Origin of the sequence: Micromonospora sp. NPDC048930 (assembly GCF_043197935.1) — a bacterium.
Lineage (GTDB): Bacteria > Actinomycetota > Actinomycetes > Mycobacteriales > Micromonosporaceae > Micromonospora.
On the sequence record NZ_JBICUB010000001.1, the window covers coordinates 1142289 to 1168659 of the forward strand.

The 26371-nt window shown below is 69.6% G+C and carries 25 protein-coding genes; 15 read left to right on the top strand and 10 right to left on the bottom strand.

All coding sequences use genetic code 11. The features are described 5' to 3' along the window. The first annotated feature begins 119 nt into the window (after positions 1 to 119). From ACGFI9_RS04865 to ACGFI9_RS04895, 7 genes are all read left to right on the top strand, one after another. Positions 120 to 1373 carry an ROK family protein gene (locus ACGFI9_RS04865; RefSeq protein WP_393174968.1) on the top strand — a complete coding sequence of 418 codons (1254 nt, stop codon included), beginning with the start codon at positions 120 to 122 and terminating at the stop codon, positions 1371 to 1373. Further along, a complete protein-coding gene (locus ACGFI9_RS04870; RefSeq protein ID WP_393174970.1) occupies positions 1357 to 2178 on the top strand; it encodes an ABC transporter permease in 822 nt (273 codons plus the stop codon). Before ACGFI9_RS04865 ends, ACGFI9_RS04870 begins: the two co-directional genes overlap by 17 nt. Continuing rightward, positions 2175 to 3011 (top strand): ABC transporter ATP-binding protein, encoded by an 837-nt coding sequence (locus ACGFI9_RS04875; RefSeq protein WP_393174973.1) that lies wholly within the window; start codon positions 2175 to 2177, stop codon positions 3009 to 3011. Before ACGFI9_RS04870 ends, ACGFI9_RS04875 begins: the two co-directional genes overlap by 4 nt. A gap of 19 nt (positions 3012 to 3030) precedes the next feature. After that, entirely contained in the window at positions 3031 to 4026 is a 996-nt protein-coding gene (locus tag ACGFI9_RS04880; protein ID WP_393174975.1) for an aliphatic sulfonate ABC transporter substrate-binding protein, read from the top strand. Then, entirely contained in the window at positions 4023 to 5525 is a 1503-nt protein-coding gene (locus ACGFI9_RS04885) for a sulfatase-like hydrolase/transferase (protein WP_393174977.1), read from the top strand. The genes ACGFI9_RS04880 and ACGFI9_RS04885 overlap by 4 nt, the downstream gene beginning before the upstream one ends. Beyond that, positions 5522 to 6988: a sulfatase gene (locus ACGFI9_RS04890; RefSeq protein ID WP_393174979.1), complete on the top strand. Its 1467-nt coding sequence runs from the start codon at positions 5522 to 5524 to the stop codon at positions 6986 to 6988. The genes ACGFI9_RS04885 and ACGFI9_RS04890 overlap by 4 nt, the downstream gene beginning before the upstream one ends. Positions 6989 to 7056: 68 nt before the next feature. Next, positions 7057 to 8046 (top strand): formylglycine-generating enzyme family protein, encoded by a 990-nt coding sequence (locus ACGFI9_RS04895; protein WP_393174981.1) that lies wholly within the window; start codon positions 7057 to 7059, stop codon positions 8044 to 8046. Between the two features lie 67 nt (positions 8047 to 8113). Here the strand turns inward: ACGFI9_RS04895 and ACGFI9_RS04900 are convergent, their stop codons facing one another. The 4 genes from ACGFI9_RS04900 to ACGFI9_RS04915 form a co-directional block, all read right to left on the bottom strand. Beyond that, positions 8114 to 10495 carry a family 43 glycosylhydrolase gene (locus tag ACGFI9_RS04900; protein WP_393174983.1) on the bottom strand — a complete coding sequence of 794 codons (2382 nt, stop codon included), beginning with the start codon at positions 10493 to 10495 and terminating at the stop codon, positions 8114 to 8116. A gap of 109 nt (positions 10496 to 10604) precedes the next feature. Further along, positions 10605 to 11705: a hypothetical protein gene (locus ACGFI9_RS04905; protein ID WP_393174985.1), complete on the bottom strand. Its 1101-nt coding sequence runs from the start codon at positions 11703 to 11705 to the stop codon at positions 10605 to 10607. Positions 11706 to 12054: 349 nt separating this feature from the next. Beyond that, positions 12055 to 13398, bottom strand: a complete 1344-nt coding sequence (locus ACGFI9_RS04910) for a family 43 glycosylhydrolase (RefSeq protein WP_393174987.1) — start codon at positions 13396 to 13398, stop codon at positions 12055 to 12057. Between the two features lie 157 nt (positions 13399 to 13555). Next, positions 13556 to 14704 (bottom strand): RNA-guided endonuclease InsQ/TnpB family protein, encoded by a 1149-nt coding sequence (locus tag ACGFI9_RS04915; protein ID WP_393174990.1) that lies wholly within the window; start codon positions 14702 to 14704, stop codon positions 13556 to 13558. A gap of 24 nt (positions 14705 to 14728) precedes the next feature. Here ACGFI9_RS04915 and tnpA point away from each other — a divergent pair, with 24 nt between their 5' ends. After that, positions 14729 to 15160: an IS200/IS605 family transposase gene (gene tnpA / locus ACGFI9_RS04920; RefSeq protein ID WP_393174993.1), complete on the top strand. Its 432-nt coding sequence runs from the start codon at positions 14729 to 14731 to the stop codon at positions 15158 to 15160. A gap of 38 nt (positions 15161 to 15198) precedes the next feature. Here the strand turns inward: tnpA and ACGFI9_RS04925 are convergent, their stop codons facing one another. The 6 genes from ACGFI9_RS04925 to ACGFI9_RS04950 all read right to left on the bottom strand — a co-directional run bounded on the left by ACGFI9_RS04925 (position 15199) and on the right by ACGFI9_RS04950 (position 18439). Beyond that, a complete protein-coding gene (locus ACGFI9_RS04925; RefSeq protein ID WP_393174995.1) occupies positions 15199 to 15480 on the bottom strand; it encodes a transposase in 282 nt (93 codons plus the stop codon). Between the two features lie 98 nt (positions 15481 to 15578). After that, complete coding sequence (locus ACGFI9_RS04930) at positions 15579 to 15755, bottom strand: hypothetical protein (RefSeq protein WP_393174997.1); 177 nt, start codon at positions 15753 to 15755, stop codon at positions 15579 to 15581. Between the two features lie 315 nt (positions 15756 to 16070). Continuing rightward, positions 16071 to 16445, bottom strand: a complete 375-nt coding sequence (locus ACGFI9_RS04935) for a DUF202 domain-containing protein (protein ID WP_393174999.1) — start codon at positions 16443 to 16445, stop codon at positions 16071 to 16073. Continuing rightward, positions 16442 to 16852 carry a YidH family protein gene (locus ACGFI9_RS04940; protein WP_393175001.1) on the bottom strand — a complete coding sequence of 137 codons (411 nt, stop codon included), beginning with the start codon at positions 16850 to 16852 and terminating at the stop codon, positions 16442 to 16444. The genes ACGFI9_RS04935 and ACGFI9_RS04940 overlap by 4 nt, the downstream gene beginning before the upstream one ends. Next, positions 16846 to 17571: a TSUP family transporter gene (locus ACGFI9_RS04945; RefSeq protein WP_393175003.1), complete on the bottom strand. Its 726-nt coding sequence runs from the start codon at positions 17569 to 17571 to the stop codon at positions 16846 to 16848. Before ACGFI9_RS04945 ends, ACGFI9_RS04940 begins: the two co-directional genes overlap by 7 nt. Before the next feature lies 1 nt (position 17572). Next, a complete protein-coding gene (locus ACGFI9_RS04950) occupies positions 17573 to 18439 on the bottom strand; it encodes a hypothetical protein (RefSeq protein ID WP_393175005.1) in 867 nt (288 codons plus the stop codon). A gap of 125 nt (positions 18440 to 18564) precedes the next feature. On the opposite strand from ACGFI9_RS04950, the gene ACGFI9_RS04955 reads away from it, so the two are divergent. The 7 genes from ACGFI9_RS04955 to ACGFI9_RS04985 all read left to right on the top strand — a co-directional run bounded on the left by ACGFI9_RS04955 (position 18565) and on the right by ACGFI9_RS04985 (position 26371). Next, entirely contained in the window at positions 18565 to 19356 is a 792-nt protein-coding gene (locus ACGFI9_RS04955) for a DeoR/GlpR family DNA-binding transcription regulator (protein WP_393175008.1), read from the top strand. A 254-nt stretch (positions 19357 to 19610) separates the two neighbouring features. After that, the gene (locus ACGFI9_RS04960; RefSeq protein ID WP_393175011.1) at positions 19611 to 20738 is read left to right on the top strand and encodes a mandelate racemase/muconate lactonizing enzyme family protein; all 1128 of its coding nucleotides are present in this window, start codon (positions 19611 to 19613) and stop codon (positions 20736 to 20738) included. Continuing rightward, complete coding sequence (locus ACGFI9_RS04965) at positions 20735 to 22186, top strand: aldehyde dehydrogenase family protein (protein WP_393175013.1); 1452 nt, start codon at positions 20735 to 20737, stop codon at positions 22184 to 22186. Before ACGFI9_RS04960 ends, ACGFI9_RS04965 begins: the two co-directional genes overlap by 4 nt. A 2-nt stretch (positions 22187 to 22188) precedes the next feature. Then, on the top strand, positions 22189 to 23292 hold the full coding sequence (locus ACGFI9_RS04970; protein ID WP_393175016.1) for a 6-phosphofructokinase: 1104 nt from the start codon (positions 22189 to 22191) through the stop codon (positions 23290 to 23292). A 12-nt stretch (positions 23293 to 23304) separates the two neighbouring features. Further along, complete coding sequence (locus tag ACGFI9_RS04975) at positions 23305 to 24600, top strand: ABC transporter substrate-binding protein (protein ID WP_393175019.1); 1296 nt, start codon at positions 23305 to 23307, stop codon at positions 24598 to 24600. Positions 24601 to 24605: 5 nt separating this feature from the next. Continuing rightward, complete coding sequence (locus ACGFI9_RS04980; RefSeq protein ID WP_393175021.1) at positions 24606 to 25559, top strand: carbohydrate ABC transporter permease; 954 nt, start codon at positions 24606 to 24608, stop codon at positions 25557 to 25559. Continuing rightward, a complete protein-coding gene (locus tag ACGFI9_RS04985) occupies positions 25556 to 26371 on the top strand; it encodes a carbohydrate ABC transporter permease (protein WP_393175024.1) in 816 nt (271 codons plus the stop codon). Before ACGFI9_RS04980 ends, ACGFI9_RS04985 begins: the two co-directional genes overlap by 4 nt.

Genomic DNA, 26371 nt, shown 5'->3' on the forward strand with positions numbered 1-26371 from the left:
CTCGTGATCAGGTCGGGACTCCTGACAAATTCCAGCCGAATTTTGTCGGAAGGTTGACGGAATAATTCGCCGCTGTAACGGTCGTCACCGTGCCGACATCAAACGGAGTGCACGCCCTCGTGCGGCTCACGCACGAGGAGCGCGTGTTACGCACCCTGCGAGAGCAGGGAGCGCTGAGCCGGAGCCAGATCGCCCGCGCCGTCGGGCTCTCGCGCTCCACGCTCTCCGAGATCACCGCGAGCCTCCTGCAGCGCGGCGCCATCGTGGTGGTGGACACCGACGCGGCGAAGCGCGAGGGCAGCGGACGCCCGGCCGAACGGCTCGCCCTGGACCCCTCCTCCGGTCAGTTCATGGGGGTCGACTTCGGCCACCGGCGGGTCTGCGTTGCGGTTGCCGACGCCTCGCACGAGATCATCGCGTCCGGCTCCGAACGCTACGAGGACGACGCGCCGTGGCCGGAACGGCTGGACGCCGCCTTCCGGCTGATCGACCGGCTCACCGACGAGACGGACGTGCACTACGGCGCGCTTCAGGGCGTCGGGATCGGCGTGCCCGGACCGCATCCGGTACCGCCGGCCGCGCGCCCCGCACCACGGCAGGTCCCGGCACCGGGCCTGCTCGACACCGTGGAGGACGTCGGCGCCGCGTTCGCGAGCCGGTTCGACGCCTCGGTGCTGGTGGACAACAACACCCGTTTCGCCGCCCTCGCCGAGGCGATCAGCGGTAGCGGCACCGTCGACGACCTGATCTACGTACGGGTCTCCGACGGAGTGGGCGGGGGCCTGGTCGTCGGCGGCCGCCTCGTCACGGGATCGACCGGACTCGCCGGCGAGTTCGGCCACGTCCGGGTCAACGTGCACGGCGGGTCGTGCCGGTGCGGCAAGAACGGCTGCCTGGAGACCGTCGCGTCGGTACCGGCGATCCTGGCGAACTGCCGGACCCGCGGCGTCCCGGTCGACGACCTCGACGAGCTGCGCGCGGCGGTCGAACGGTCACACCCGATCGTCGAGCAGGTGTTGCGGGCGGCGGCCGCCGCCATCGGCCGGGTCGTCGGCACGGCGGCGATGGCGCTGAACCCCGCCGAGATCGTCATCGGCGGCGAGATCGTGCGCGTCGCTCCCGTCATCGTCCAGCAGGTCCGCGCCACCATCGCCTACGAGCTCCTGCCGGACGCGGCCAGCATCCCGCTCGTCCGTGCGGCGGAACTCTCGGACGACGACGGCGCACTGGGCGCCCTGGCCGCGCTGTTCCACAGTTCGCCGCTGCTGGCGGCCTACCCCGAGCCCCCCAAGGCAGGCGCCGCCGGCAGTGGGGGCGGCATCCGCGTCCCGCAGACCACGATCGAAAGGATGTCCCATGGCCGTCATCACTGAACCGGCCGCGCACACCGGACGTGACAACCGGCTCGCGTCACCGCAGACGCGCCGGGGCCGTCCACGCGGACTGCCGCTGGCGTTGAACGCCGTGTCCATAGCGCTCGGCATCGGCGTCTGGTGGGCCCTCGCGGCCCTCGGCGTGAAGGTGCCACAGCCGACCGAGGTCGTCTCGCGGGCCAGGGACCTGCTCGCCGACGGCACGCTGGAGAACGACATCCTGGTCAGTCTCGGTCGGGTGCTGGCCGGGTTCGTCCTCGGTACGGCGGCGGCCATCCCGATCGGATTCCTCATGGGGTGGTACGGCGTCGTGCGGGGCCTGGTCGAGCCGTGGATCCAGTTCTTCCGCACCATCCCGCCGCTGGCCATCATTCCGCTCGCGATCGTGCTGATGGGCATCGACGAGGCACCGAAGATCTTCGTCATCTTCCTGGCGGCCTTCCTGGCCTGCGTCATCTCCACGTTCCAGGGCGTGGTGAGCGTCGACCGGACGCTCATCAACGCGGCGCGGGTGCTCGGCACGCGGGACGCCGGAATCTTCGCCCGGGTGGTGGTGCCCGCCTCCACTCCGTTCATCCTCGTCGGCATGCGGGTCGGCCTCGGGTCGGCGTGGGCCACCCTGGTCGCCGCCGAGCTGATCGCCGCCCAACAGGGCCTGGGCTACCGCATGCAGAACGCCCAGCTCTACTACGACCTCCCGACGATCTTCGTCGGACTGATCTCGATCGGGATCCTCGGCCTGCTGATGGACCGCGTGCTGCTCGCGGCCGAACGCAGGCTCACCGGATGGCAGGAGCGCCGATGACCTCGAATTCGCCACGTCCCGGCACGCCGGCCGCCAAGATCTCGGTACAGGCGGTCACCAAGACGTTCTCGCTGGGCCGGCAGACGTTCACCGCACTCGACCAGGTGTCCCTCGACATCGCCGACAACGAGTTCGTCACCGTGGTCGGGCCGTCCGGTTGCGGCAAGAGCACCCTGCTCAACATCCTCGCCGGACTGGAGGAGCCGACCGAGGGCCGAGCGATCGTCGACGGGAAACCCGTCTCCGGACCAGGTCCCGAGCGCGGCGTCATCTTCCAGCAGTACGCGCTCTTCCCCTGGCTGACCGTACGCAAGAACGTGGAGTTCGGCCTGAAGACCGCCCGCGTGCCGAAGGCGCAGCGCCGTGAGCGGGCCGAGTACTTCATCCGGATGGTCGGCCTGGAGGATTTCGCCGACGCCCTGCCGAAGATGCTCTCCGGCGGCATGCGGCAGCGCTGTGCCATCGCCCGCGCCTACGCGGTGAACCCGTCGATCCTGTTGATGGATGAGCCCTTCGGCGCCCTCGACGCCCTCACCCGGGTCAAGCTCCAGGAACAACTGCTCGACACGTGGAGCAAGGAGCAACGCACGGTCATGTTCATCACGCACGACGTGGACGAGGCCGTGTTCCTCGCCAATCGCGTCGTCGTGATGGCGGCACGGCCCGGACGCATCTACGACGTCATCGACGTCGACCTTCCGTATCCCCGGTCGGAGGAGTTCCGCCTGAGTCCCGAGTTCGCCGCGCTCCGCAACCGGGTCTGGCACTCCGTCTACCACCAGGACGGCACCACCCCTTCGTCACCCCCCTCACCGTCACTCGCGACGGCCTGATCCGAAGGACGTTCTGATCATGAAAATCTCCCGCAAACTCCTTGCCGGCGCCGCCGCCGGTGCCATCGTCGCCGCACTGCTCTCCGGCTGTGGAAGTGACTCCGGCTCCGGCGGTCAGGCGGAGGAGGTCACGTTCGGTTACATCGGCGATTTCAACGGCACCAGCCTGCTCGCCATCGCCAATGACCAGAAGCTCTGGGCGAAGCACGGGCTCGAGGCCGACACCAAGGTGTTCACGAACGGCCCGCTACAGATCCAGGCCCTCGGCGCCGGCGACCTCGACTTCGGCTACATCGGGCCCGGGGCCATGTGGCTGCCCGCCTCCGGTCAGGCCAAGGTCGTCGCGATCAACACCCTGGGCAACGCCGACCGGGTCATCGCCCAGCCCGGCGTGACGTCCATCCAGCAGCTCAAGGGCAAGACCGTCGGCGTCCCGGAGGGCACGTCGGGCGACATGATCCTCACGCTGGCGTTGCGGAAGGCGGGCATGACGAAGCAGGACGTCAAGATCGTGCCGATGGACCCATCGACGATCGTGTCGGCGTTCTCGGCCAAGAAGATCGACGCCGCCGGCTTCTGGTACCCCGCCATCGCGACCATCAAGAAGCAGGTCCCGGACGTGGTCGAGCTGGCGAAGAACGACGACTTCGCCGCCGAGGTCTCCTTCCCCACCGCGTTCGTCGCGGGTAACCAGGTCGTCGCCAACGAGAAGGCGAAGACCGAGAAGGTGCTCGCCGTGCTGCGCGACGCGATGCGCTACCGCTCCGAGAACATGGACCGGAGCATCGCGTTGACCGCGAAGATGCTCAATGTCCCGGTGGACCAGGTCAAGGCCGACGCGGCCAACGTCAAGGTCCTCTCCGTCGACGAACTGGACACGATGACCAAGGACGGCACCATCGACAAGTGGCTCACCGGGATGAGCGACTACTTCGTCCAGGCGGGCAAGCTGAAGTCTCCGGCGGACCCGAAGAGCTACTACACCGGCGACCTGTTCATGGCGGCCGCCCAGTGACCCGACCGAAGAACATCCTCTTCCTGATGACCGACCAGCACAGGGCGGACACGCTGGGGGTGTACGGCAGCCCCCGGGCGACGCCGGTCCTGGACGAGTTGGCACGGACGGGAACGCGGTTCGACCGGTGGTACACGCCTACCGCGATCTGCACTCCGGCCAGGGCCAGCCTGCTCACCGGTCAGGCGCCCTTCCGCCACAAACTGCTCGCCAACAATGAACGCAACGTGGGCTACATCGAGGACCTGCCGGACGGGCAGTTCACCTTCTCGGCGGCCTTGCGGCAAGCGGGTTACAACTGCGGCCTCATCGGCAAGTGGCACGTGGGCACGGAGAAGACAGCGCGCGACTTCGGCTTCGACGGGCCGGCGCTGCCGGGCTGGCACAACCCCGTGGACCACCCCGACTACCTGGCCTATCTCGCCGAGCGGGGCCTCCCGCCCTACGAGATCTCCGACCGGATCCGCGGCACGCTGCCCAACGGCGGCCCCGGCAACCTGCTGGCCGCACGCCTGCACCAACCGGTGGAGGCGACCTTCGAGCACTACCTGGCCACCCGCACCATCGAACAGCTCGAACGGTACGCCGAGGCCGTCCGGGACCGCGACCAGCCGTTCTTCCTCGCCCTGCACTTCTTCGGCCCGCACCTGCCGTACATCCTCCCGGACGAGTACTTCGACCTGGTCGATCCCGCGGACGTCGAACTGCCCCGCTCGGTCGCCGAGACCTTCCACGGCAAGCCCCCGGTGCAGAAGAACTACAGCGCGCACTGGACCTTCGACACCATGCCGATCGAGACCACCCGCAAACTCATCGCCGTCTATCACGGTTACGTGGCGCTCATCGACCGGCAGATCGGGCGCGTGCTGGACGCCCTGCAACGCCTCGGTCTCGTCGACGACACCGCGGTGTTCTTCACCTGCGACCACGGAGAGTTCACCGGCGCGCACCGGCTGCACGACAAGGGGCCGGCGATGTACGAGGACATCTACCGCACCCCGGGCCTGCTCCGGGTGCCCGGCGAGCCGGGCGGTGTGGTCCGCACCGAGTTCGTCAGCCTGCTGGACTGCACGGCGACGATCCTCGAACTCGCCGGTCTCGACCCGAAGTCGGCGGTCGACTCGCGCAGCCTGCTGCCGCTGGTCGGCGGCGGTGAGGCGCGCTGGGAGGAGGACCTCGTGTGCGAGTTCCACGGCCACCACTTCCCGTATGCGCAGCGGATGCTGCGGACGGACCGCTACAAGCTCGTGGTCAACCCCGACTCGGTGAACGAACTGTACGACCTGCACCTCGACCCGGACGAGTTGCTCAACATCTACGAGCACCCCGAGATGGCGGAGATCCGGACGCGGATGATGCACCGGCTGTACCAGCTCCTGCAGGAACGGGGCGACAAGTTCTACCACTGGATGACGTCCATGTACGACGTCGGGGAGACCCGCTACGACCCGACGCTGAGCGGCCTGGACGAGGCGACCTACCAGGGGTCGAACTCGTGACCTCGGCTGCGCTGAACGGTCGACCCCGACGGCCCGACATCGTCATGATCCTCACCGACGATCACGCCGCGCACGCGGTCGGCGCCTACGGGTCGGCCGTCAACCGCACACCGCGGATCGACGAGATAGGCGAGCACGGGGTCCGCTTCGACAACTGCTTCGTCACCAACTCGCTGTGTTCGCCGAGTCGCGCCACGATACTCACCGGCACGTACAGCCACGTGAACGGGGTGAAGACCCTCGTCACGCCGATGGACGCGGCCCAGCCGACCTTCGTCTCCCAGCTCCGCGACGCCGGCTACCGTACCGCGATCGTCGGCAAGTGGCACCTGGGCGACGGCGCAGGGCACGACCCACAGAACTTCGACTACTGGGACGTGCTCATCGAACAGGGCGAGTACTTCGATCCGCGGTTCCGGTCCGCCGAGGGCGTGCGTACCGAGCGCGGCTACGCCACGGACCTCATCACGGACCTGTCCCTGCGGTGGCTCGACTCGCTGGACGGGGACGACCCCTGGTGCGTCCTGATCTGCCACAAGGCGCCGCACCGCTCGTGGGAGCCCGACGAGGCGCACGCCGGAATGTACGCGGGCCGCATCCCGGTGCCCGCCACCTTCGCCGACGACTACGCCACGCGCACCTCCTCGGCGCGACGGGCGGCGATGCGGATCGCGGACCACCTGACGGTGGAGGACCTCAAACAGCCGGTGCCCGACGGGATGTCGTACGAGGAACAGGCCCGGTGGAAGTACCAGCGGTACATGGAGGACTACCTGGCCTGCGTCGCCTCCGTCGACGACAACGTGGGCCGGGTCATCGACTGGCTCCGGGAGCGGGGCCGGTTCGACGACACCGTTCTGATCTACTCCTCCGATCAGGGCTTCTTCCTCGGCGAGCACGGGTGGTTCGACAAACGCTTCATGTATGAGCAGTCGCTGCGCATGCCCCTGCTGCTGAGCTGTCCACGGGCGGTCGCCGGCGGCCAAGTGCACGACGGGATCGTCACGAACGTCGACTTCGCGCAGTCGATCCTGGACGCCGCCGGCGTGCCGCACCACGAGCGGATGCAGGGCCGCAGTTTCTGGCCCGACCTCACCGGCGCCCGCGGCGAGCCCCCGGCGGAGGGGATGTACTACCGGTACTGGGAACACGACGACAGCAACCACCGGACACCGGCCCACTACGGATACCGTACCGCCCGCCACAAGCTCATCTACTTCTACAACGACGGCCTCGGCGTTCCCGGCAGCTCATCGCGCACCTATCCACCGGAGTGGGAGCTCTACGACCTGCTTGAGGATCCGGACGAGGTGCGCAACGTCTACGACGACCCCGCTTACGCCGAGGTACGTGAGGGCCTCAAGGCGCGGATGTGGCTGGCCCAGGCGGCCGTCGGCGACGAACCGCACCCGAGCCACCCGGTGCCCGAGCGCCTCCGCCCCGACCACCCGGTCCCGAGCTGATCGGTATGCCGATGAACCAACGGCGCGACGATCCGCGGGAGCACCGCTCCGCCTGCTGCGCACCCGGCATGCGAACCGTCCAGACGGCGCTCGGCCCCGGTGACCCCCCGGTCGCGGCCCCCGAGCCCGAGCCGGGCGTCACCGCCCTGTCCCCCGCCGCAACCGCGGCCGCACGGTTGGCCACCAGCCGGCACACCGCCGCAGAGGTGGACGTGCCGGGCGGCCGGTTCCGGATGGGGGACGCGAGCGGCGACGGCAACCCCGGTGACGGTGAGGGCCCCGTCCACCCGGTCGTCCTCTCGCCGTTCGCCATCGACCCCACGCCGGTCACCAACGCCGACTTCGCGCGCTTCGTGGACGCCACGGGCTACCGCACCGAGGCCGAGACGTACGGCTTCTCCGCCGTGTTCCACCTGGCCGTCCGGGCCGCCGTCCACGAGGTGATGGGCCCGGCGGCCGGCACCCCGTGGTGGCTCGGCGTGCACGGCGCCGACTGGCGGCATCCGCACGGCTCCCGCTCCGACCTTGAGGGGATGGACGACCATCCGGTCGTCCACGTGAGCTGGAACGACGCGATGGCCTACTGCCGGTGGGCCGGCCGCCGACTGCCCACCGAGGCCGAGTGGGAGTACGCCTCACGCGGCGGTCTTGACGGCGCCCGGTACCCGTGGGGAGATCGCCTCCTCGACGACGACGGCAAGTGGCGCTGCAACATCTGGCAGGGCCGCTTCCCGACCCGCAACGACCTTGACGACGGATACCTGACCACCGCACCGGTCCGCACGTTCGCACCGAACGCCTTCGGACTGTGGCAGACCGTCGGCAACGTCTGGGAATGGTGTTCCGACTGGTACGACCCCGGCTACTACGCGCACTCGCCGGAGCGTGACCCGCAGGGGCCGCCGTCCGGGAGCGCCCGGGTGCTGCGCGGGGGTTCCTATCTCTGCCACGACTCCTACTGCAACCGGTACCGCAACTCCGCCCGCTCGGCGAACACACCGGATTCGTCCATGGGCAACGCCGGCTTCCGCACGGTCGCCCTCGGACCGGTCACCTGACTGGCAGCCCTGGCGCGGAAAGGCCGGTACGCCACCTGGCGTACCGGCCTTTCCGGCTGCTGCCCGGTCAGCGGGAGACGAGCCCGTAGGTGCGCACGTAGTCGAAGCTGGCGACCGCCCCGGCGCCGCCCATCGAGACGAGCCCGATCCGCAGCTTGCCCCGCATCGGAAGCGACCAGGTGCCGCCCCACACCCAGTGCGTCCCGTCGGTGCTGGACGCCATCCGCACGTCATGCTCCTGGTGGGCGGCGTCGTAGTGGTAGGCCAGACGTAGCCAGGTCGTCCCGGCCGGCGGACCGCCGAACATCGGCCCGTTGAACACCGGCATCGGGGGCGTGGTGGTGGGCCGCTCACCCTCCTTGCCGAACTCGGTCTGGTGGGTCACCGCACCAGGAATGCGGTTGATCGGTAGCACCGAGTGGACCAGCTTGAGGTAGCGGTCGTCGTTCTCGTACAGGACGATGCCCGCCTGCTGGGCGGGGTTCGTGCCGGTGAAGTCCAGCTTCGTCTCCACCGCGAAGTCGCCCTCGGGCGCGTCGCGCAGCAGCACCGATGCCGTGTTGTTGGCGTTGTGCAGGTCGGCGCTCTGGGTGGACCACGTGAGGGCGCCACCACTCTCGCTGGCGGCGGCCGACGTCCCGCGGACCCAGCCCCACGACGGATCGGACGACTCGGGGCGGCCTGTTGCGTCGAACTCGTCCGAGTAGGCCGGCTTGAGACCGCCCAGCACCGGGTCGGCGACCCGTTCGGTGACCGGCTGGTAGAGAGGTGCCGCGCTGATGTTGTCCGCCTGCCCGGGCGCGTTGAGCGACGCCGCGCCGATACGGCCGGGTGCCGGGGTGTCCGGGAGCGAGGTGCGCACGACCGCCTGGGGGTCGCGCAGGCGGTCCGCCGAGACGTCGACGGTCAGGCTGGTGCCCCTGAGCTCGGCGGAAACCGTGTGCCAGCTGCTCAGGTCGAAGGACGCGGGCAGCGGAGCGCTGGTCTCGGTGACGTTCCCGCGGTCAGTCACCGTCACCACCAGTGCCCGCCGGCCGCGGTCGAGCCACGCGACGACGCGATTCTGCGGGCCACGGTCGGAGATCACCAGCCCGACCGAACCGGTGACACCCGCCTCTGGCAGGCGCAGGTCACCCTCGATCCGCCGGTCGTCGGAGACGGGGGCAGCCTGGACGAACAGCGACGGCTGCGTCGGGGAGCCGGCCTGGGACAGCACACCCTGCGCGTCGGGCACCTGCGTGACGGTCCACTCGCCGGCGCCGGCTCCCGCGGTAACCCACTCGGGCGGGAGCCCGTTGTTGAAATTGCTGCCGGCGGCGGACTGGGTGACCGGTGCCGACTGCGCACCGCTCGACGGCCCGGCCCCGGCGCGCAGCACCGGCCAGCCCCCGATCCAGTCGAGGCGGTCGATCATCAGTGGTCGCTTCGACAGCGCGGCCAACCGCCCGCCACCGCCGCTCACCGGCGGAAAGTCCGGATCCTCGGCCGGAATCGCGTGGTATACGAGCCAATCCTGGCCGGACAGGTCGGTCTGGATCGCGTTGTGTCCCGGCCCGACGAACCCGTTGCCGTTGGCGGCGGCGACGATGCCGCCCTTGCTCCGCCGGTCCATGAGGGACTGCCCCTCCTGGTTGACGAACGGCCCGCGCGGGTCGTCGGCCCGGCCCACCTTGACGGTGTATCCGCTGAACGCTCCGTCGCAACAGCCGGCGTCGGAGAAAAACAGGTAGTAATGGCCGTCGCGCTTGACGACGTAACCGCCCTCGGCACGCCGTCCCTGCGCCACCTGGGTCACCGGGCCGGTCAGCGCGGTCGCGTCCGGGGTCATCGCCGAGACGCAGATGGTGTCGTAGCTGCCCCAGTAGAGGTAGTGCGTGCCGTCGGAGTCGGTGAACATCGCCTGGTCGATGCTGCCCGTGGGGCAGCCACTGTTGCTCGCCGGGACGAGCAGGCCGTGGTCGGTCCACGGCCCGGTGGGATGGTCGCTGGTCAACAGTGCGACTCCGCCGCCGGAGAGGCTGTAGGTCAGGTGGTAGGTGCCGTCGACATATCTGATGTCCGGCGCCCAGGGTCGCGTCCCGGCCGGCCACCAGGTGGGGGTCGCGCCGGCGGCGATCGCGTCTCCCGCGTACTGCCACGAGACCATGTCGGTCGACCGCAGCATCGGCAGGATGTGCTCGCCCGCCTCGCCCTTGCTGTTGAAGATCGGGTTGGTGGTGCCGTAGGCGTACCACGCGCCGTCCTTGCCGCGAATCATGGTCGGATCGGGGAAGGTGTCGACAACGTTCCGGCTCACCGGATTCGCGTACGTACCGACCTGATCGGCGGTCGCCGGCGGAGGCGAGGCGGTCGCTGCGGAGCCCGCGTGGGGAAACGCGATGCCGGCGACGAGCAACGGCACCGCGAGGACCATGCCGACGAGCGGCCGAGGGGTGGAAAGAGCTGTCATCTACGCATCTCCTTCGTCGTTGCGGAAATCCACGGCACGACGAATCGGCGGAAGCGGCCCGCCGCGGCGTGCGATGGGCTGGCTTGGCCGGACACGGCCGTCGTCGTCCTCAGCTCGGGCTCTGTTCAGGAGCCAGCTGCAGGTCGCGGAAGTCGTCGATCCACGGGTAGCCCCGCCCGGCCAGCCCGTTGGGCGCCGACTGCACCGTGTACGGCGCGAACACGCTGTTGAGCAACCACGGCACCTTGTCCGGGCCGAAGTTCTGCACCATGAGGGTGTCCTGTCGGAAGCCGTAGCTGGCCATGGCCAACCGCCCGGTGGCCCGGAACGTCTCCATCTGGTCGCGCAGGTAGTGCTTCTGGCTCTCCAACCAGGGGCTGCTGGACAGGAAGTCGTCCCACTGCTGCTGCGGGAACGGGTGCGCGATGGCTGCCTGGATCACCTGCCAGATCTTCGCGTCGGCGGGGAATCCGTAACGCTCGGCGAAGCCGGCCGAGACCGGGTCGCCCATGTGCTCCTTCCAGTACCAGACAAGGGAGAACTCCGTGGCCAGGAACGTCTGGTCGGGTCGCAGCCGGGGAAGTACGTAGTCGATGAACGGCTGGGCCGCTTCCCGGCTCGGCACGTGCGGATGGATGTCGACGCCCTGGATGTCAGGTGTCTCCCGGACGAACCGCATCCAGCGTTCAGTGGCCGGTGTGCGGCGGTCCGGCAGGTCGAGGCGGTTGAGCGCGCCCATGTAGAGCCGGGTCTTGCAGGCCGGTGCGCAGTGCGCCCGGCGATAGGCGATGACCCGCTCGGCCACGGCCTCGTAGAAGTCGTTCAGGACGTCGGTGCGGTCCTGCGGGCGGCTCTCGATGAACGGCTCGTTCCCGATCACCAGGAGGTCCACCCGCCCCATGACGACCGGCAGAACCTTGTCCAGGCGGGCCAGCTCACCGGCCATCGCTCCGGTGCCCGCCGCCGGCATCTCCGTCTCGGCCAGGGGGAACTTCAGGCTGAGTGCGGTGCCGTAGCCGCGCCGCGAGGCGTCGAGCACGGTACGCAGCGTGGCCGTGTCCGCGGGGTCGCCGTGGTCCGCATCCGGCATGGTGAAGAATCCCCGGATCCAGGTGGCCCGGGCCGCCTGCAGTTCCCGGTAGTTGAGGCTCCCGAGATTCTGGTTGAAGTTGGCACCGAGAACACCGTCTGCGGCGTGTGCGCGGGTCATGGAACCGTCGGGCGTCGTATCGGGTGAGACACCGGCCTGCGCGCCCACGGCCCATGGCGTCGCACCCGACACGAGTCCCGCCGCCACAGCGATCACCGACAACAGTCGAGGTAGCATTCCATTCCTTCCGAGAGGCATTTCCATTGCGCTGCCGAGGTTAGGAAGGCCACATTGTTCCGGCAATGATCCGACACAATCCAATGTGGCGTGACTCTGGCCGGCCGGCACCTCGACACCCAGCGCTCTCACCGCGCGGTCGCCGCGGCAGGGGTGAACGTCGCCGCGGCTGGGGTGAACACGGTGCGGCGGCCGGTTTCCGAGCAGGAAAAACGGCCGCCGCACGGGTGCGTCAGGCGGTTGTCGTCCGGCCCGGGTTCCGGCGCTCGACGTACAGGCGGCCGCCCTCCGGGCCGGTCCATTCGACCCGCACGACACCGGGCACGGCGGAGTCGGCGATGCGCGACGGGTCGGACCAGTAGCCGAAGTTGGGATTACGGAAGAACGTCGCCCACAGTTGGCCGCTGCGATCCATGAAGAAGTTGTTGTGGCCGGCTCCGACACCCGCGGTCCACCGCTTGGAATACGGTCCCTCGAAATTGTCCGAGACCGCGACTATCGCGTTGTACTGATACTGCGTGCGACCCGGGCCGGGCGGGTCGTAGGCGTACCGCGTGCTGCCGTCGGGATTGATCGACGTGCGGTCCCACGCGGCTTGGAGGAGGTAGTACCTGCCCTCGTACTTGAACACGTACGCACCTTCGAGGTACGGCTCCGGCGAATAGGGCATCTGCTGGAACTTCGGGAGGTTTGTCGTCGGGACGATGTCCTCCATGTCGTCCCGGAACTTCGCGTACAGGTCGTTGTGCAGCACGAGCCACGCGTCGTCGCCCTCGGTGTAGAGGCTGCCGTCGATGTGATGGTAGGCGCCGGGCTGGATGAACCTGGGTCCACCGATGAAGGAGTCACCGAAGGGCTTCTCGAGGTTGCCCTCGATGAGCCGGTACGGGCCCTCGACCCCGCCCTCGCTGACGAGCAGGAAGGACCCGACCTTCCGGGAGTGGTCACCCATACAGGCGACGATGTACCACGTGCCGCGGAAGTAGTGCACCTCCGGCGCCCAGGCCTGGCCGCGCTTGCCGAACTGGTCGTCGTACCAGTACTCCTGCCAGGGAGCGACGACCGTGCGTCCCGGCCGGTTCTCGCCGACGAACTCGGGTGACCACACCTTGCCCCGCTCGGCGTCGGGCCGGATGCCGGTGGTGTCGGCCAACCTCCACGGTCCTTGCAGGGACGGGGACACCCACACGAAGATGCCGTCGTTCCACGGGCCGGCCGCCTCGAGCCCCGGCACCCGGGTGGTGCCCGTGGCGACGTAGACCGGACGACCGTCGACGACGAAGCAGTTGACGTAGGTGTCCCGCATCCAGACCTGGCCGCGCTCCTCGTCCCGGGGCCGTAGCTCGAGCGGGAGGATGAAGGAGTTGTCCTCACGCGGCCACAGGTCCAGCCGGTTGTCCGCGAGCCCGTACGGCTCGGGGTCGGGCCAGTTCGACGGGTACGGCCGCGTCGACGCGACCTCCGCCGGTGCCGCCTGCGCTGCGGTGGCGGGCAGTGCCGCCACTCCGAGGAAGCCAGCGACACCGGCCAACAAGGACCGCCGGTCGACGTGCAACCCGTTGTCGGAACTGCTCATCAGTCACGTCCTCCTAGTCATGCAGGGCGTCTGCCCTGCTTGCGAGGCAGGTTAGTGAGCCTGATTTCGACAGTGAATAGATGACAAAATGGTTTGTCAGCTTCTCGGCCCTGGAGGGGTCGAGCTTGCGGATCGTGGTCGGTGCTGGCTGCATCGGTCACGCCGCGTGCGGCAGGCTGACTGCTGCCCAGTCCGTCACACCGCGTGTCGCGATGTTACGGGCTGCGTTCACGTCGGCGTGCTCAGCGAAGCCACACGACGTGCATCGGAAGGTGGACTGGTTGGGGCGGTTGGCTTTGGCGATGTGCCCGCAGGCGGAGCAGCCCTGCGAGGTGTACGCCGGATCCACGTGAACGAGAGCTATCCCGGCCCGGGCCGCTTTGTAGGCGATGAACTGGCCGAGTTGGTGGAACGCCCACGAATGCAGAGTGACCCGCTGGGGCCGTCGGAGCCGTACCCGGTCGCGGATGCCCGTGAGGTTCTCCAGGGCGATACCGCAGCCGGTGCGTTCAGCCTCGGTCACGATCTGCTTGGCGATGCGATGGTTGATGTCGGCCGCGAACCGGGCTTCCTTACGCCGGCGGGCCTTCAGCAGCCGCTTGGCCGATTTGGTGCCGATCCGCTGAAGTTTGGCCCGCAGCCGCTGGTTACGGTGGCGCACCCGGTTCAAGCCCTTGCCGCTGTGTCGGGTGCCGTCGTTGGTGGTGGCGATGTTCGTGATGCCCAGGTCAACACCGAGGAACCCGTCAGGCTCTTTCACCTCGACATCCGGGATGTCGCACGTGGCGTACAGGAACCACTTGCCGTCGCGGCACACCAGGTCGGACTCGCCCCGCCGGTGCGCCGCCAGGGTGGCGTACTGCTGCTCTGAGCAGCCGAACCGAACTCGGGTCAACCGGCCACCGACGGCCCAGATCGACACCGTGCGGTCGGCGAGCTGCCAGGACAGGCACCTGTCATCGAACGGCTGCGCGGCGTCGCGGCGAAACACGATCGGCTTCGCCTCGGCCTTGCGGCGGCGTTTCGACCCGGGCTTGCCGAGGTTACCGGCGCGAATATTGGCCTTCAGGGTGGCGTACCCACCAGCGACCTTACGGGCGACATGGATCGCCGGCTGAGCCGACAACCCCATCGCCTTCAACCGCCCGTAGGTGCGCCGCTGCAACGCCTGCTTGCCGAACACCCGCGCCCGATAAGCCTCGCCAGAGACCACGTTCGCCGCCTCGTTGCACAGGCTCAGCGTGTCCCGCAACGCCGCCTCCTGGCCAGCATCAGGGAACAGGCGTACCTGCACGACGATCTTCACCGTCCACAGTCTACCGTCTCGTCTATGTCACCCCGATGGGCCCCAGACCCAGACGTTCGCCGTGGCCGCAGCGTTGTTTACGACCTGCACGTTCATCTTGTCTTCGTCACCAAGTACCGGCGGGACGTGCTCAACGACGCCATGCTCACCCGGTGTGGACAGATCATGGCCGACGTGTGCGACAAACTCGGCGCGCAACTGCGGGAGTTCAACGGCGAAGACGACCACGTCCACCTGCTCGTCCACTACCCACCGAAACTGCCGATCTCAACCCTGGTCAACCGACTCAAAGGCGTCTCCGCGCACTACCTGCGGCAGGAATTCACCGACCGGATCAACCCGCACATCATGCACGGCCACCTGTGGTCACCCTCATACTTCGCCGAATCCTGCGGCGGGGCACCCCTCACCGCCATCCGCGAATACATCGAAAACCAAAAACGTCCCAGCTCGTGACGCGATTCCTCCCGGCCCTAAAGGACGGCGACTCCTCGCTAAATCACATTGATGTGCGCCCACTGCGACCTGGCACCAACATCAGGGTTCCTCTCCCAGGCGTCGGCCAACTCCATGAACCGGTCGGTCCCGGCGTCCTCGGTCGCCGCAGGGTAGACCGGATTGAGCGCTTTGGCGATCTTGTCCCAATCCTGCTGGGCCGCGTGCCAGAACGGGTTGCGCAGCAGGCGCGCCATACACGTCTGCACGGTCGTGCGCGGCAGGCCGCGTCCACCGCCTCCGGCATGTCCTTCCTCGACCGGCCCGACGTCGCTGATCACGTCTCGGCCGGCTGCCGCTACGCGTGTATCCGCTGCCCCGAATGGAAGACCTCACTCTTGCCGAGATCTACTGGGCAAGGACCGCTCGATTCTCTCGATCAATATCCGCCAGATGCCGGCGGCGTCGATGCAGCTGGATCAGAAGGCACGATGCTGCCGCGTTCGATCGTCACCTTCTTGACGCCGTCGATACCCGGGCCGGTCTTCCCCAGCGCGGTGCCCGAGATCATCTCGCCAAGGATGATCGGCCTCGCCAGCGCCGACACCGCCGCCACGGGCCAGAACCATGCCAAGGCCAGCAAACCAACGAGAATCAGTAATGTTCCAATCCTGGGTCCTCGCAGGTCTAGATCGCGTGCCGAACACATTTACGAATTTGAGCGAACCCCGCTGGAAGGCGGGGCGCTGCCGCTCCTGCCGTTGGGCAGCTCCAACACAATAACCTCGTCGAGCAGCGTCTCGGCCGAGCCCATCACCAGTTTCGTACGCCCGATGGTCTCCCACTCGATGGTGAGGCCGCCGCTGTGCTCCAGCCAGATGCACCGCCCGCTTCCGAAGGTTTCGGATACTACTTCGGCATGATGGTGAGGTCAGTGCGAGGCGTGCAGTACAGCGAGCGCCACGCTGATACCGCCGGCGGCGGTGGCGAGGGCGACCGCCGCCAGCCAGGGGCCGGGCGCGCGGGCCGAGCTCAGCACGGCCGGAGCGGCAGAGGGCGGGAGACGGCGTCGCAGCGCCGCCGCCGCGACGATGATCACTGTCGCCGCGCCGCCGATGGCGGCCAGGAAGGCCCAGCCGCCGAGGTGCGGCAGGAGGAATCGGCCGGCCACGGCCGCCGCGACGACAAACGCGGTTGCGGTGCGGCGCCACGCCAGCACCGTCCGTTCAATCTGCAGCCCCTGATCAGCCGACGCGGCCGATCCCGGGAAGGGGCGTGAGGGCAGCGAGTGACCAGGGTCGGTCACAGGATGAGCCCCAGCAGGACCAGGATGCCGACGAGCAGGAGGCCCGCGCCGACCGGCACGGCCATCAGCGGCGGCGGGAGGCCCCTTCCCCGCCTCAGGGCGAGTTCGGTGCGGACCCAGCCGAACCAGGCCTGGGCCGGGGCGGCGGCGCCCAGCAGGATCAGCAGGATCGCTGACGCTCGGCGCAACCCGGGCACTATCGGCAGGTTCACCGCCTCCAACGCCACGCCTGCGGCGAAGAGCGCCAGAGAGGTTCGGATCCACGCCAGGAACGTGCGCTCGTTGGCGAGGCTGAACCGTGGATCCGGGTCGCTGCCCTGACCGAAGACGTGGCGGGGCCACCGGGTCGACGCGTCCGGAGGCGTCGGCCTGCCCGCGTGCGAGGCTGAGGAACGTCGTCTCACCACGCCGAAAGCCCCTTGGCGATCGCGATGACGCTCCCCGTGAGGGCGAGTCCCAGCACCCAGCGCCGGGTAGCCGTCTCCGGCAACCACCGCGCCAGCCAGTGCCCGCCACCGATCCCGACCAGCATCGCCACTCCGCAGGCCAGTAGCAGTCTCCACGACAGGACCGGAGGACCCTTCGCCGCGAGCGACAGCACGTTCGTCACCAGGCCGACCAGTTGCACGGTCGGGACGAAGCTTCGGTGCTCCCAGTCGGTGCTCACGGCGTAGACCGCGAGGGGCGGCCCACCCGTCCCCGCCGTGGTGTTGAAGAAGCCCGATGCGAACCCCGACGCCACCGCCCCACCCCACTGCCGGAGGAAGGACATGCTCTGGCCCACCGCCACCCAGGTCACTGATCCCGCCGTGATCAGGCCGATGCCGACGAGCAGGACCGGGCCCGGCAGTTCCCGGACCACCCAGACGCCCAGTGGCAGGGCCAGGATCACGCCGGCGATCATCTGGACGGCCACGCGGCGGCGCAGCGCCCGGGCGGTCACGGACAGCACGATCAGGTTGATCACCGCGGAGAGCAGGTTGGCCAGGGTCACGCCCGAGAAGGGCCCGAGGATCACGACCAGGAACGGGGCGGCCACCAGGGCGAAACCCAGGCCGGTTGCCCTCTGCATGGTGGCGCCGAGCGCGACCGCGCCGACCGCGAGCACGTCGCCGAGGGGCACCATCTCAGCGCGACACGGCGTCGTCGACCACGTCGGCGAGGCGTCGCAGCCGGTCGACCGAAGTCGTGCGCAGGTCGTCGGCCATGGTCGGGCTGCCGACCACCGAGGCCCAGACCGCGCGGCCGGCGAGGAAACCCGAAGCCCCGGCCCGGCAGGCGAGACGCACGGCTTCGGGGAAGAGCTCTGCGGGTACGCCGGAGGACAGCACCACCCACGGGCTGCTGATGACTGACGACAGCGCAGCGCACCCGGCGGTGATCTCGTCCGGGGTGCCCTTGCCGTGGGTCGGTACCTCCGACTTGTAGAGGTCGGCGCCGAGGGCGCCAAGTTCGCGGGCCGCCGCGTGGATTCCCGCTTCGTGGTCGTACGCGCTGCCGTCGCGCGGGCCGCGGGACACCGGTTCGATGATGCTGATCAGACCGGCCTCGCGGCAGCGGGCGACGAAGTCGGTGACCATGGCGATTCGCGGCTCCGGCGCCTCATCCGGGCGGTAGAGGACGAGCAGCTTGAGGGCCTTCGCACCCTCCTTCCGTACGGTCGCGGGGTCGACCTCGGGGTCGATCGCCACGTCCGCGACGAACTCGGTGGCGCTCGGGGTGAACGCGTCGGCCGCCGCGATCAGCGCGCAGGACGGGTCGACGGCGTTGTCGGCGATCACCGCGTCCCAGCCGAACTGCTTGTCGATGAGGATCGCGGACGCGTACGGGCTCAGCGCCCGTGCCGCGTCGACCTTGAAGGCGGTCAGCTGCGCGTCGGTCACCGGCTCCGGCTGGCGGGCGGCGAACATGGCGCGCAGCGCCTCGCGCTGGTCGACAGCGAGCATGGCGTAGCCGCCCGAGGGGCGGGCGAGGATCGAGGGGTCGACGGTCACTGTTTCCTCCAGCGCGGGAGCGGCTGGTCCGCCGCCGAGGTCGGCGACGTCCAAGCGCCGAGATCAAAGGATGTTCGAAAAATAACATCCGTTGGTGTGGGAAGAACAGAGGCTAGACTACCGACGTGTCAGTGGAAGCCATGCGCTACGACGGCGCCCCGCAGCGACGGACGCACATCATGGCCGCGCTGCGCCGGGCCGGCTTCCTCTCGGTCGCCGACATCAGCGCCCAGCTCGGCGTCTCTCAGATGACGATCCGCCGTGACCTGCGGCGTCTTGCCGAAAGTGGCGAGGTCCAGCTGGTCCACGGCGGGGTCAGTCTTCCACCGGGCGGCGTCGGGGCCCCCGGGTACGCGTCCCGCGCCCTCAGCCATGCCGGCGCCAAGCGAGCGATCGGCGCCGCGGCGGTCCGCCTGGTCCAGCCCGGCGACACGATCGGCATCGACAGCGGCACGACCGCGGCCGAGGTGGCCCACGCGCTGCCTGAGGACTTCGACGGCTGCGTGATCACCCACTCCGTCCCCGTGCTTGCCCACATGCTGTCCCGGCCCAGGTCAAGGGTCATCGGGATCGGCGGCGAGCTGCTGCACGACAACCAGGCGATGGTGGGTTTCGCCGCGTTGGATCTCGTCCGGCGCATGCGGGTGCGCCTGCTGTTCCTCGGCGCCAGCGCGGTCGACGAGCGGGGCGCGTACGTGCGCTCGGAGGTCGAGCTGAGCGCTAAGCACGCCCTCATGGACATCGCCGACGAGGTCGTGCTGATCGCCGACGCGAGCAAGCTGACGGCCACCGCTCCGGTTCAGGTGTGCGGCTTCGACCGCATCGACACCCTGGTCGTGGACGGTCCGCTGCCCGCACCGGTGGCCGCGGCCGCGCGCCGCACCGGCACCCGCGTGCTGACCGCCTCGCCCCGCTGAGCACCTGAACGCGGTGTAGATCGTCCGCAGTAGCGGCGAATTCCCCCGAGACGTCACGAGAAGGGGGATGCCAAGGCTCCGTCGCGCCCGTGATGAGGCATAAGCACCTTTCGCGCGATGCCAACTCGCCGCCTTTTCTTTGTTTCGTGCTCTTGACGTCTCGATGACATGCGTTCAACACTGCATGCAGATAGCGTCGACGTAAGAGAAGGCACATGGACCTCAAGGCCGCACCCTCAGCCACGGAGACCCGTGTGGTCACGTTGCCGGATGCCGCAGTGGTGGACGTGCGGTGCCGGGTCTTCCGGGCGCGCCCCACCGAGCCGATCGCCATGTCCTTCGCGCCGCTGAGCCACCGCGTGATGGTCCTGATCGAGGTCGAGCTGGCCGACGGTTCGGTCGGCGTCGGCGAGAGCTGGGCGAACTACCCGTCCTGGGCGTGGCGCGAGCGGATCGCCACGATCCACGACGGCGTCGCGCCGCTGATGAAGGGGCGCAGCTTCCCCGACCCGGCAACCGCCCAGCGCGCGCTGCTCGCGCGGCTGGCGCCGCTGGGCCGCCAGTGGGGTGCACCCGGCCCGGTCCACCAGGCGATCAGCGGCGTCGACATGGCGCTGTGGGACCTCGCCGCCCGCCATGCCGGGACCAGCCTGGCCCGGCTGCTCAGCGCGAACCCCCGCACCGAACTGCCGGTGTACGGCTCCAGCCTCGGACCCACCGGGGTCGCCGAGGTCGCCCACCGCTGCGCCGCGCTCGGACTCAACGCCGTGAAGGTCAAGGTCGGGTTCGGCGCGGACACCGACCTCGCCAACGTCGGGACCGCCCGGCGGATCCTCGGCGACCAGGTGCAGATCTTCGCCGACGCCAACCAGGCGTGGCGACTGACCGACGCGCTGGAGATGGTCCGCGCGCTGGCCGATCTCGGCGTGGCGTGGGTCGAGGAGCCGCTGGCCGGCGACCGTCCCGCCGAGCTGGCCGAGCTGAGCCGGCGCACCGGGATGCCGCTGGCGACCGGCGAGAACCTCTACGGCGCCGCGGCGTTCACGCCGTACCTGGACGTGGTCGAGATCCTGCAACCGGACCTCGGCAAGGTCGGCGGCGTCACCGAATACCTCGAGGTGCTGGCCGCCGCGACGGCAGCCGGGCGCACGGTCAACCCGCACCTCTACAACGGCGCGGTCGCCACCGCCACGACCGTTCAGGCCGGCGCGGTCTCGGCGGCTACCCGGCTCATCGAGTGGGACATCCGCTCCAACCCGCTGCGGCAGGCCGCCGACGGCCTGCTCACCGCCCACGGCACCGTCCGCGTACCGGACGGGCCCGGATTCGGCATCGAACTCGACCAGCACCAGCTCGACGCGTACGAGGAGCAGCTACCGTGACCGACCCCATCGTCAACGACATTCTCTCGGCCGCCACTGCCGTACGCGTGACCGGCCGGACGGCGGGCGGACCGCGGCTCGCGGTGCTCGACCCAGCCAGCGGCGAGCCGTTCACCGAGGTCAGCACGGGTAACGGTGCGGACGCGGCGGCGGCGCTCGGTCTCGCCCGGCAGGCCCTGCCGGTCTGGGCCGGTACGTCGCCGGCCGCGCGGTCGGCGGCGCTGCGGGCGATCGCCGCCGACGTCGAGGCGCTCGCCGGGCAGCCCGAGTGGCCCGCCCTGATCACCCGGGAGAGCGGCAAGCGGCTCGCCGAGTCGGTGGCCGAGCTAGGGCTGACGGTCGCCTACTTCCGGATCATGGCCGACCTGCTGGACCGGCAGGAGGCCGAGCGGCTGTCCGTCGTACCCGGGATCCGGCACCGGGTGACCACGCGGCCCGCCGGTGTCGCCGCCGTCCTGACTCCCTGGAACTTCCCGGTCTCCATCCCGGCTCGCAAGATCGCGCCGGCGCTGGCGGCGGGCTGCCCGGTGCTGTTCAAGCCCTCCGAGCTGACGCCGCTGTCGTCGATGGTGCTGGCCGCGGTCGTCGAACGGCACGTGCCCGCAGGGGTCCTGTCGACCGTGCTCGGCACCCCCGCCGACGTCGTCGACCCGTGGCTCGCCGACCGGAGCGTCGGCGTCGTGTCCTTCACCGGATCGACCCGGGTCGGGCGGCTGGTCGCGGCCGCCACGGCGCCGCGCTTCGTGCGTACCGTGATGGAGCTCGGTGGCTGCGCACCGTTCCTCGTGCTGCCGGACGCGGATCCGGAGGCGGCCGCGCAGACGCTGCTGGTGGCGAAGTACCGCAACAACGGCCAGTCCTGTATCGCGGCGAACCAGGTCCTCGTGGCCCGCGAGGTGGCGGCCGAGTTCACCGACGCGTTCGTCGCGGCGACTCAGAAGATGGTCGTCGGCCGCCCCACGGATCCGGCCACCGACCTCGGTCCCCTCGCTCCGGCCTCGGACCCGGCCCGGATGGCCTCGCTCGTCGAGGAGGCGGTCAGCAAGGGCGCGAGGAAGGTCACCAGTGGCGCCGTCCCGGAGAAGGGCCACTTCGCCCCGGCGACCGTGCTGCTGGACGCGCCCGTCGACAGCCGGGTGATGACCGAGGAGATCTTCGGGCCGATCGCGCCGATCCACGTCTACGACGACCTCGACGACGCGCTGGCCCTGCACCATGCCACCGGTTACGGCCTGGCCGGCTACGTCTGCAGCGCGGACCTCGACCGCGCCCACGCCGTCGCCGACCGGCTCTCCGCCGGGATCGTCGGCATCAACACCGGCACCCCGAACACGCCGTGGATCCCGTTCGGCGGCGTGCGGGACTCGGGCCTCGGGTACGAGGGCGGCCGCCCCGGCCTGGATGCCTTCCAGACCTTCCTGTCCGTCGGCGCGAAGGCGCAGGTGTGAGCATGCGCCTGCTCATCGGACAGACCGGCGCGCCGACCAGCGTCGTCAACGCCAGCCTCCGCGGTTTCCTCGAGGCAGCGGCGGATCACGACGTGCTGGCGCTGCGGGGCGGCCCGGACGGCCTCGTCGAGGGCCGGCTCACCCCGGTCACCATCGCCGACGTGCCCGCCGCCGCGACCCGGCACGGCGGATCCTGGCTCGGCGCCGGGCGGCGGGCGGTCACGGAAGCCGACCTCGACACCGCGCTCGACGTCCTGGCCGCCCACCGTGTGGACGGTGTGGCGCTGATCGGCGGCAACGGAACGATGGCGCTGCTGCACGCCCTCGCCGGGCGGGCCGCCGCGACCGGGCGCGAGCTGAGCGTCGTCGGTATCCCGAAGACCGTGGACAACGACCTGGTCGGCATCGACCACTGCCCCGGGTACGGCTCCGCCGCGCGCTACCTCACCAACGTCGTCCCGGACCTGGCCCGCGACCACGCGGCGATGTCCGGCATCGAACCGGTCCGCATCGTGGAGACCCTCGGCCGCTCGGTGGGCTGGCTGGCCCTCGCCGCGACCTGGCACCGCGACGATCCGGCGTACGCGCCGCACCTGGTCCTGATCCCGGAGCTCACCTTCGACCGGACGGCGTTCCTCACCGCCGTGCAGGATGCCCTCGGCGCCCACGGGCGGGCGTTCGTGGTCGTCAGCGAAGGCGCCGCGAGCGAGTTGACCGACGATCCGTTCGAGGCGGTCAACCACACCCGGATCATCCTCGGCGGCGTCTCCCGGGCGCTGGCCGGGCTGGTGAGCACCGAGCTGGGCGTCGCCGCCCGCGGCGAGGTGCTCGGCATGGTGCAGCGCAGCAGCGGCGCGCTCGCCAGCGACGTCGACCGGGCGGAGGCGGCGGAGGCGGGGCGGCACGCGGCGAAGCTGCTGGCCGACCGCGCCACCGGACTGATGGTCGGCCTGCACCGCAGCGCCGGCGAGACCGTGTACGACCCGGTGCCGCTCGTGGAGGTGGCCGGCCGGACCCGGCCCGTACCGCCGCAGTGGCGCAGTACCAACCCCGCCGACCTCGGCGACTTCCACGACTGGCTCTCCCCACTCCTCGGTCAGAACTGAAAGGCATACGAGATGCGAAACAAGTTCTTGAGCGCCGGATTCGCCCTGGCCCTCGTCGGCGGGCTCGCCGCCGGCTGCGGCGGCGGCGACTCGGGCGGCAGCGCCAACGAGATCTCGGTCGTCATGTCCAACCACCCGTGGCAGAAGGCCATCGAGCCGCTGATCCCGGAGTTCGAGAAGGCCTCGGGTGTCAAGGTGAAGGTGCAGACCTTCGCCGAGCAGCAGGCGCGCGACAAGATCTCGCTGAACCTGCAGTCGCGCAGCTCCTCCATGGACGTGTTCATGACGCTGCCGTCGCGCGAGGGCCTGCAGTTCGCCAAGGCCGGCTACTACGCTCCGCTCGACGACTACATGAGCAAGTCCGCCACGTACGACGCCGCCGATTTCCCGGCCGCGGTCAAGACCGGCATGACGATCCAGGACAAGATGATCGCCGCGCCGGTGAACGTCGAGGGTGTCGTCCTCTACTACCGGACGGACCTGTTCAAGCAGTACGGCATCACGCCGCCGAAGACCCTCGACGAGCTGCCCACGGTCGCCGCCGCGATCAAGCAGAAGTCCGGTGGCAAGGTCATCCCGATCGCGCTGCGCGGCCAGTCCGCCGCGCTGCCGTTCACCTTCGGCCCGTTCCTGCACTCCCAGGGCCTGGAGTGGACCAAGCCCGACGGCACCCCGAACTTCGACACGCCCGGCGCCGCTGACGCGATCAACCGGTACGCGACGCTCGCCAAGGAATACGGTCCGCCCGGCGTCGTCAACAACACCTTCACCCAGTCCTCGGCCCTGTTCGCGGCGGGGAACGCGGCGATGGAACTGGAGTCCAGCAACGAGATCAGCAGCATCAACGACCCGAAGACCTCCAAGGTGGTCGGCAAGATCGGCGTGCTGGACTTCCCGGCCGGCTCGGCGGGCTCGAAGTCGACCGTCCTGAACTGGGGCATCGCGATGTCCTCGTACTCGAAGCACAAGGACGCGGCCTGGAAGTTCATCGAGTGGGCGACCGGCAAGGCGACCCAGCTCAAGCTGACCGAGGGCGGCATCGCGCCGCCGCGGACCTCCGTCGCCCAGGACAAGGCGTACACCGACACGCTGGACACCGAGACGCTCACGCAGTGGAGCAAGGCGCTCGCCAACGTGCAGACGAACGGCTCCACCGAGGTCGGCCCGGTCGGCGTCGCCGCCCCCGAGATGCGCAAGGTCGTCGGGGACGCGGTCGGCAAGGTGATCCTCGGCCAGGCGGACGCCAACGCCGCGGCCAAGGAGATCCAGGACGGCCTGACCCCGCTGCTGGCGAAGAACGCTGGATAAGTCCGATGAGCGACCTGATGACGAAGTCGCCCGCCGCCTCCGGTTCCGCCAGCGCGGGGCCGGGGGCGGGGGCGCCGCCCCCACGCCGCCGCCGGGTCGACCCGACGGCCCGCGGCGTGTGGCCGTTCGCGCTGCCGGCCGTGCTGGTCACGGCCGTGCTCGTGCTGGTGCCGGTCGCGTACACGATCTGGCTCTCCGTCAGTGACCGGCAGTCCGACGGGACGAACTCGGGGTTCCTCGGGTTCGCCAACTACGCCGAGATGTTCGACAACCCACAGTTCTGGAACTCGCTGAAGGTCACGCTGTTCCTCTTCGTGGTCTGCCTGCTGGTGGAGACCGTCCTCGGGCTGGCCCTGGGCTACGTGATGAGCCTCGACGTGCCGGGCCGCCGGATCTTCCAGGGCATGATGCTGGTCCCGGCGATCACCGCGTCGGTCGCGGTCGGCCTGGTCTGGCTGCTGATCATGGACCCATCGCTCGGCGCGGCCAACCAGATCCTCGCCAAGGTCGGCGTCGACCCGGTGGTGTGGCTCGGCGACCCGGACATCGCGCCCTGGTCCATCGCCCTGGTCGACATCTGGCAGTGGACGCCGTTCATGGCGCTGATCATCTCGGCCGGGATCCGGTCGTTGCCCGAGGAGCCGTTCGAGGCCGCCGCGTTGGACGGGGCGAGCGGCTGGCGTACGGCGTGGAACGTCGGCCTTCCGCTGCTGCGCCCGGTGCTCACCGTGGCGATGCTGCTGCGCACCGTGGACCTCGTGCGCTTCTTCGACACGATCTACATCATGACCCAGGGGGGTCCGGTGAACTCCACGAACACCCTCAACGTGTACGGCTACAACGCCGGCTTCGTCGACCACGAGCCGAGCTACGCGGCCGCCCTGCAGATCGCCCTGCTCGTCCTGGTGATCGTGATCGCGGGCGGGTTCACCTGGTTCCGGCAGCGGGCCGCGCGATGACCAAGCGGCTCGGCGGCGTGTACGCCGCATACCTCGTCTTCGCGGTCATCTTCTTCGGCCCGGTGCTCTTCATGCTCTGGTCGTCGCTGCGCAACAACGTTGACATCACCGGCTCGCTGTTCAACATCGGGTCGCCGCTGACGCTGGAGAACTTCACCAACCTGTTCGAGCGCTTCGAGTTCGGCCGCTACATCGCCAACAGCTTCATCGTGGCCGGCGGGTCGACGATCCTCGGCCTCGTCCTGGGCGCGCCGGCCGCGTACGTGATCGTGCGCCGCAAGGTGGCCGCGCTGGGCTTCGTCACGCTGCTGGCCCGCATGGCGCCCGGCGTGCTGTTCGTGCTGCCGCTGTTCGTGCTCTCGATCCGCCTCGGGGGCCCGGACAGCGTGGCACTCAACTACGCGCTGCTGATCGCCGCGCACCTGATCATCACGCTGCCGCTGTGCATCTGGCTGCTGGTGCCGTTCTTCGAGGAGATCCCGATCAGCATCGAGGAGTCGACGCTGATCGACGGGGCGAACGCCTGGCAGCGGTTCCGTCGCATCGCGCTCCCGCTGGCCCTGCCCGGGCTGTCGGTCGCGCTGACCCTGAGCTTCATCTTCAGCTGGAACTACTTCCTCTTCGCGCTGGCCCTGGCGAACGAGCGGACGCTGCCGTTGACCGTCATCGCGTTCAACTTCATCGGCCAGGGATCCAACGACTTCGGCGGCCTGATGGCCGCGAGCACGCTCATCTCCGCGCCCGCCCTGCTGCTGACGGTCTTCGCGCAGCGCTGGCTGGTCCGCGGCATCACCGGAGGAGCCGTCAAGTGA

Bases quoted from the DNA above. Each gene is read 5' to 3' on its own strand.
- ACGFI9_RS04900 (WP_393174983.1), bottom strand. From the start codon at position 10,495: ATGACAGCTCTTTCCACCCCTCGGCCGCTCGTCGGCATGGTCCTCGCG.
- ACGFI9_RS04945 (WP_393175003.1), bottom strand. From the start codon at position 17,571: ATGGTGCCCCTCGGCGACGTGCTCGCGGTCGGCGCGGTCGCGCTCGGC.
- ACGFI9_RS04910 (WP_393174987.1), bottom strand. From the start codon at position 13,398: ATGAGCAGTTCCGACAACGGGTTGCACGTCGACCGGCGGTCCTTGTTG.
- ACGFI9_RS04985 (WP_393175024.1), top strand. From the start codon at position 25,556: ATGACCAAGCGGCTCGGCGGCGTGTACGCCGCATACCTCGTCTTCGCG.
- tnpA (WP_393174993.1), top strand. From the start codon at position 14,729: ATGTCACCCCGATGGGCCCCAGACCCAGACGTTCGCCGTGGCCGCAGC.
- ACGFI9_RS04905 (WP_393174985.1), bottom strand. From the start codon at position 11,705: ATGACCCGCGCACACGCCGCAGACGGTGTTCTCGGTGCCAACTTCAAC.
- ACGFI9_RS04895 (WP_393174981.1), top strand. From the start codon at position 7,057: ATGCGAACCGTCCAGACGGCGCTCGGCCCCGGTGACCCCCCGGTCGCG.
- ACGFI9_RS04875 (WP_393174973.1), top strand. From the start codon at position 2,175: ATGACCTCGAATTCGCCACGTCCCGGCACGCCGGCCGCCAAGATCTCG.
- ACGFI9_RS04980 (WP_393175021.1), top strand. From the start codon at position 24,606: ATGAGCGACCTGATGACGAAGTCGCCCGCCGCCTCCGGTTCCGCCAGC.
- ACGFI9_RS04970 (WP_393175016.1), top strand. From the start codon at position 22,189: ATGCGCCTGCTCATCGGACAGACCGGCGCGCCGACCAGCGTCGTCAAC.
- ACGFI9_RS04975 (WP_393175019.1), top strand. From the start codon at position 23,305: ATGCGAAACAAGTTCTTGAGCGCCGGATTCGCCCTGGCCCTCGTCGGC.
- ACGFI9_RS04870 (WP_393174970.1), top strand. From the start codon at position 1,357: ATGGCCGTCATCACTGAACCGGCCGCGCACACCGGACGTGACAACCGG.
- ACGFI9_RS04880 (WP_393174975.1), top strand. From the start codon at position 3,031: ATGAAAATCTCCCGCAAACTCCTTGCCGGCGCCGCCGCCGGTGCCATC.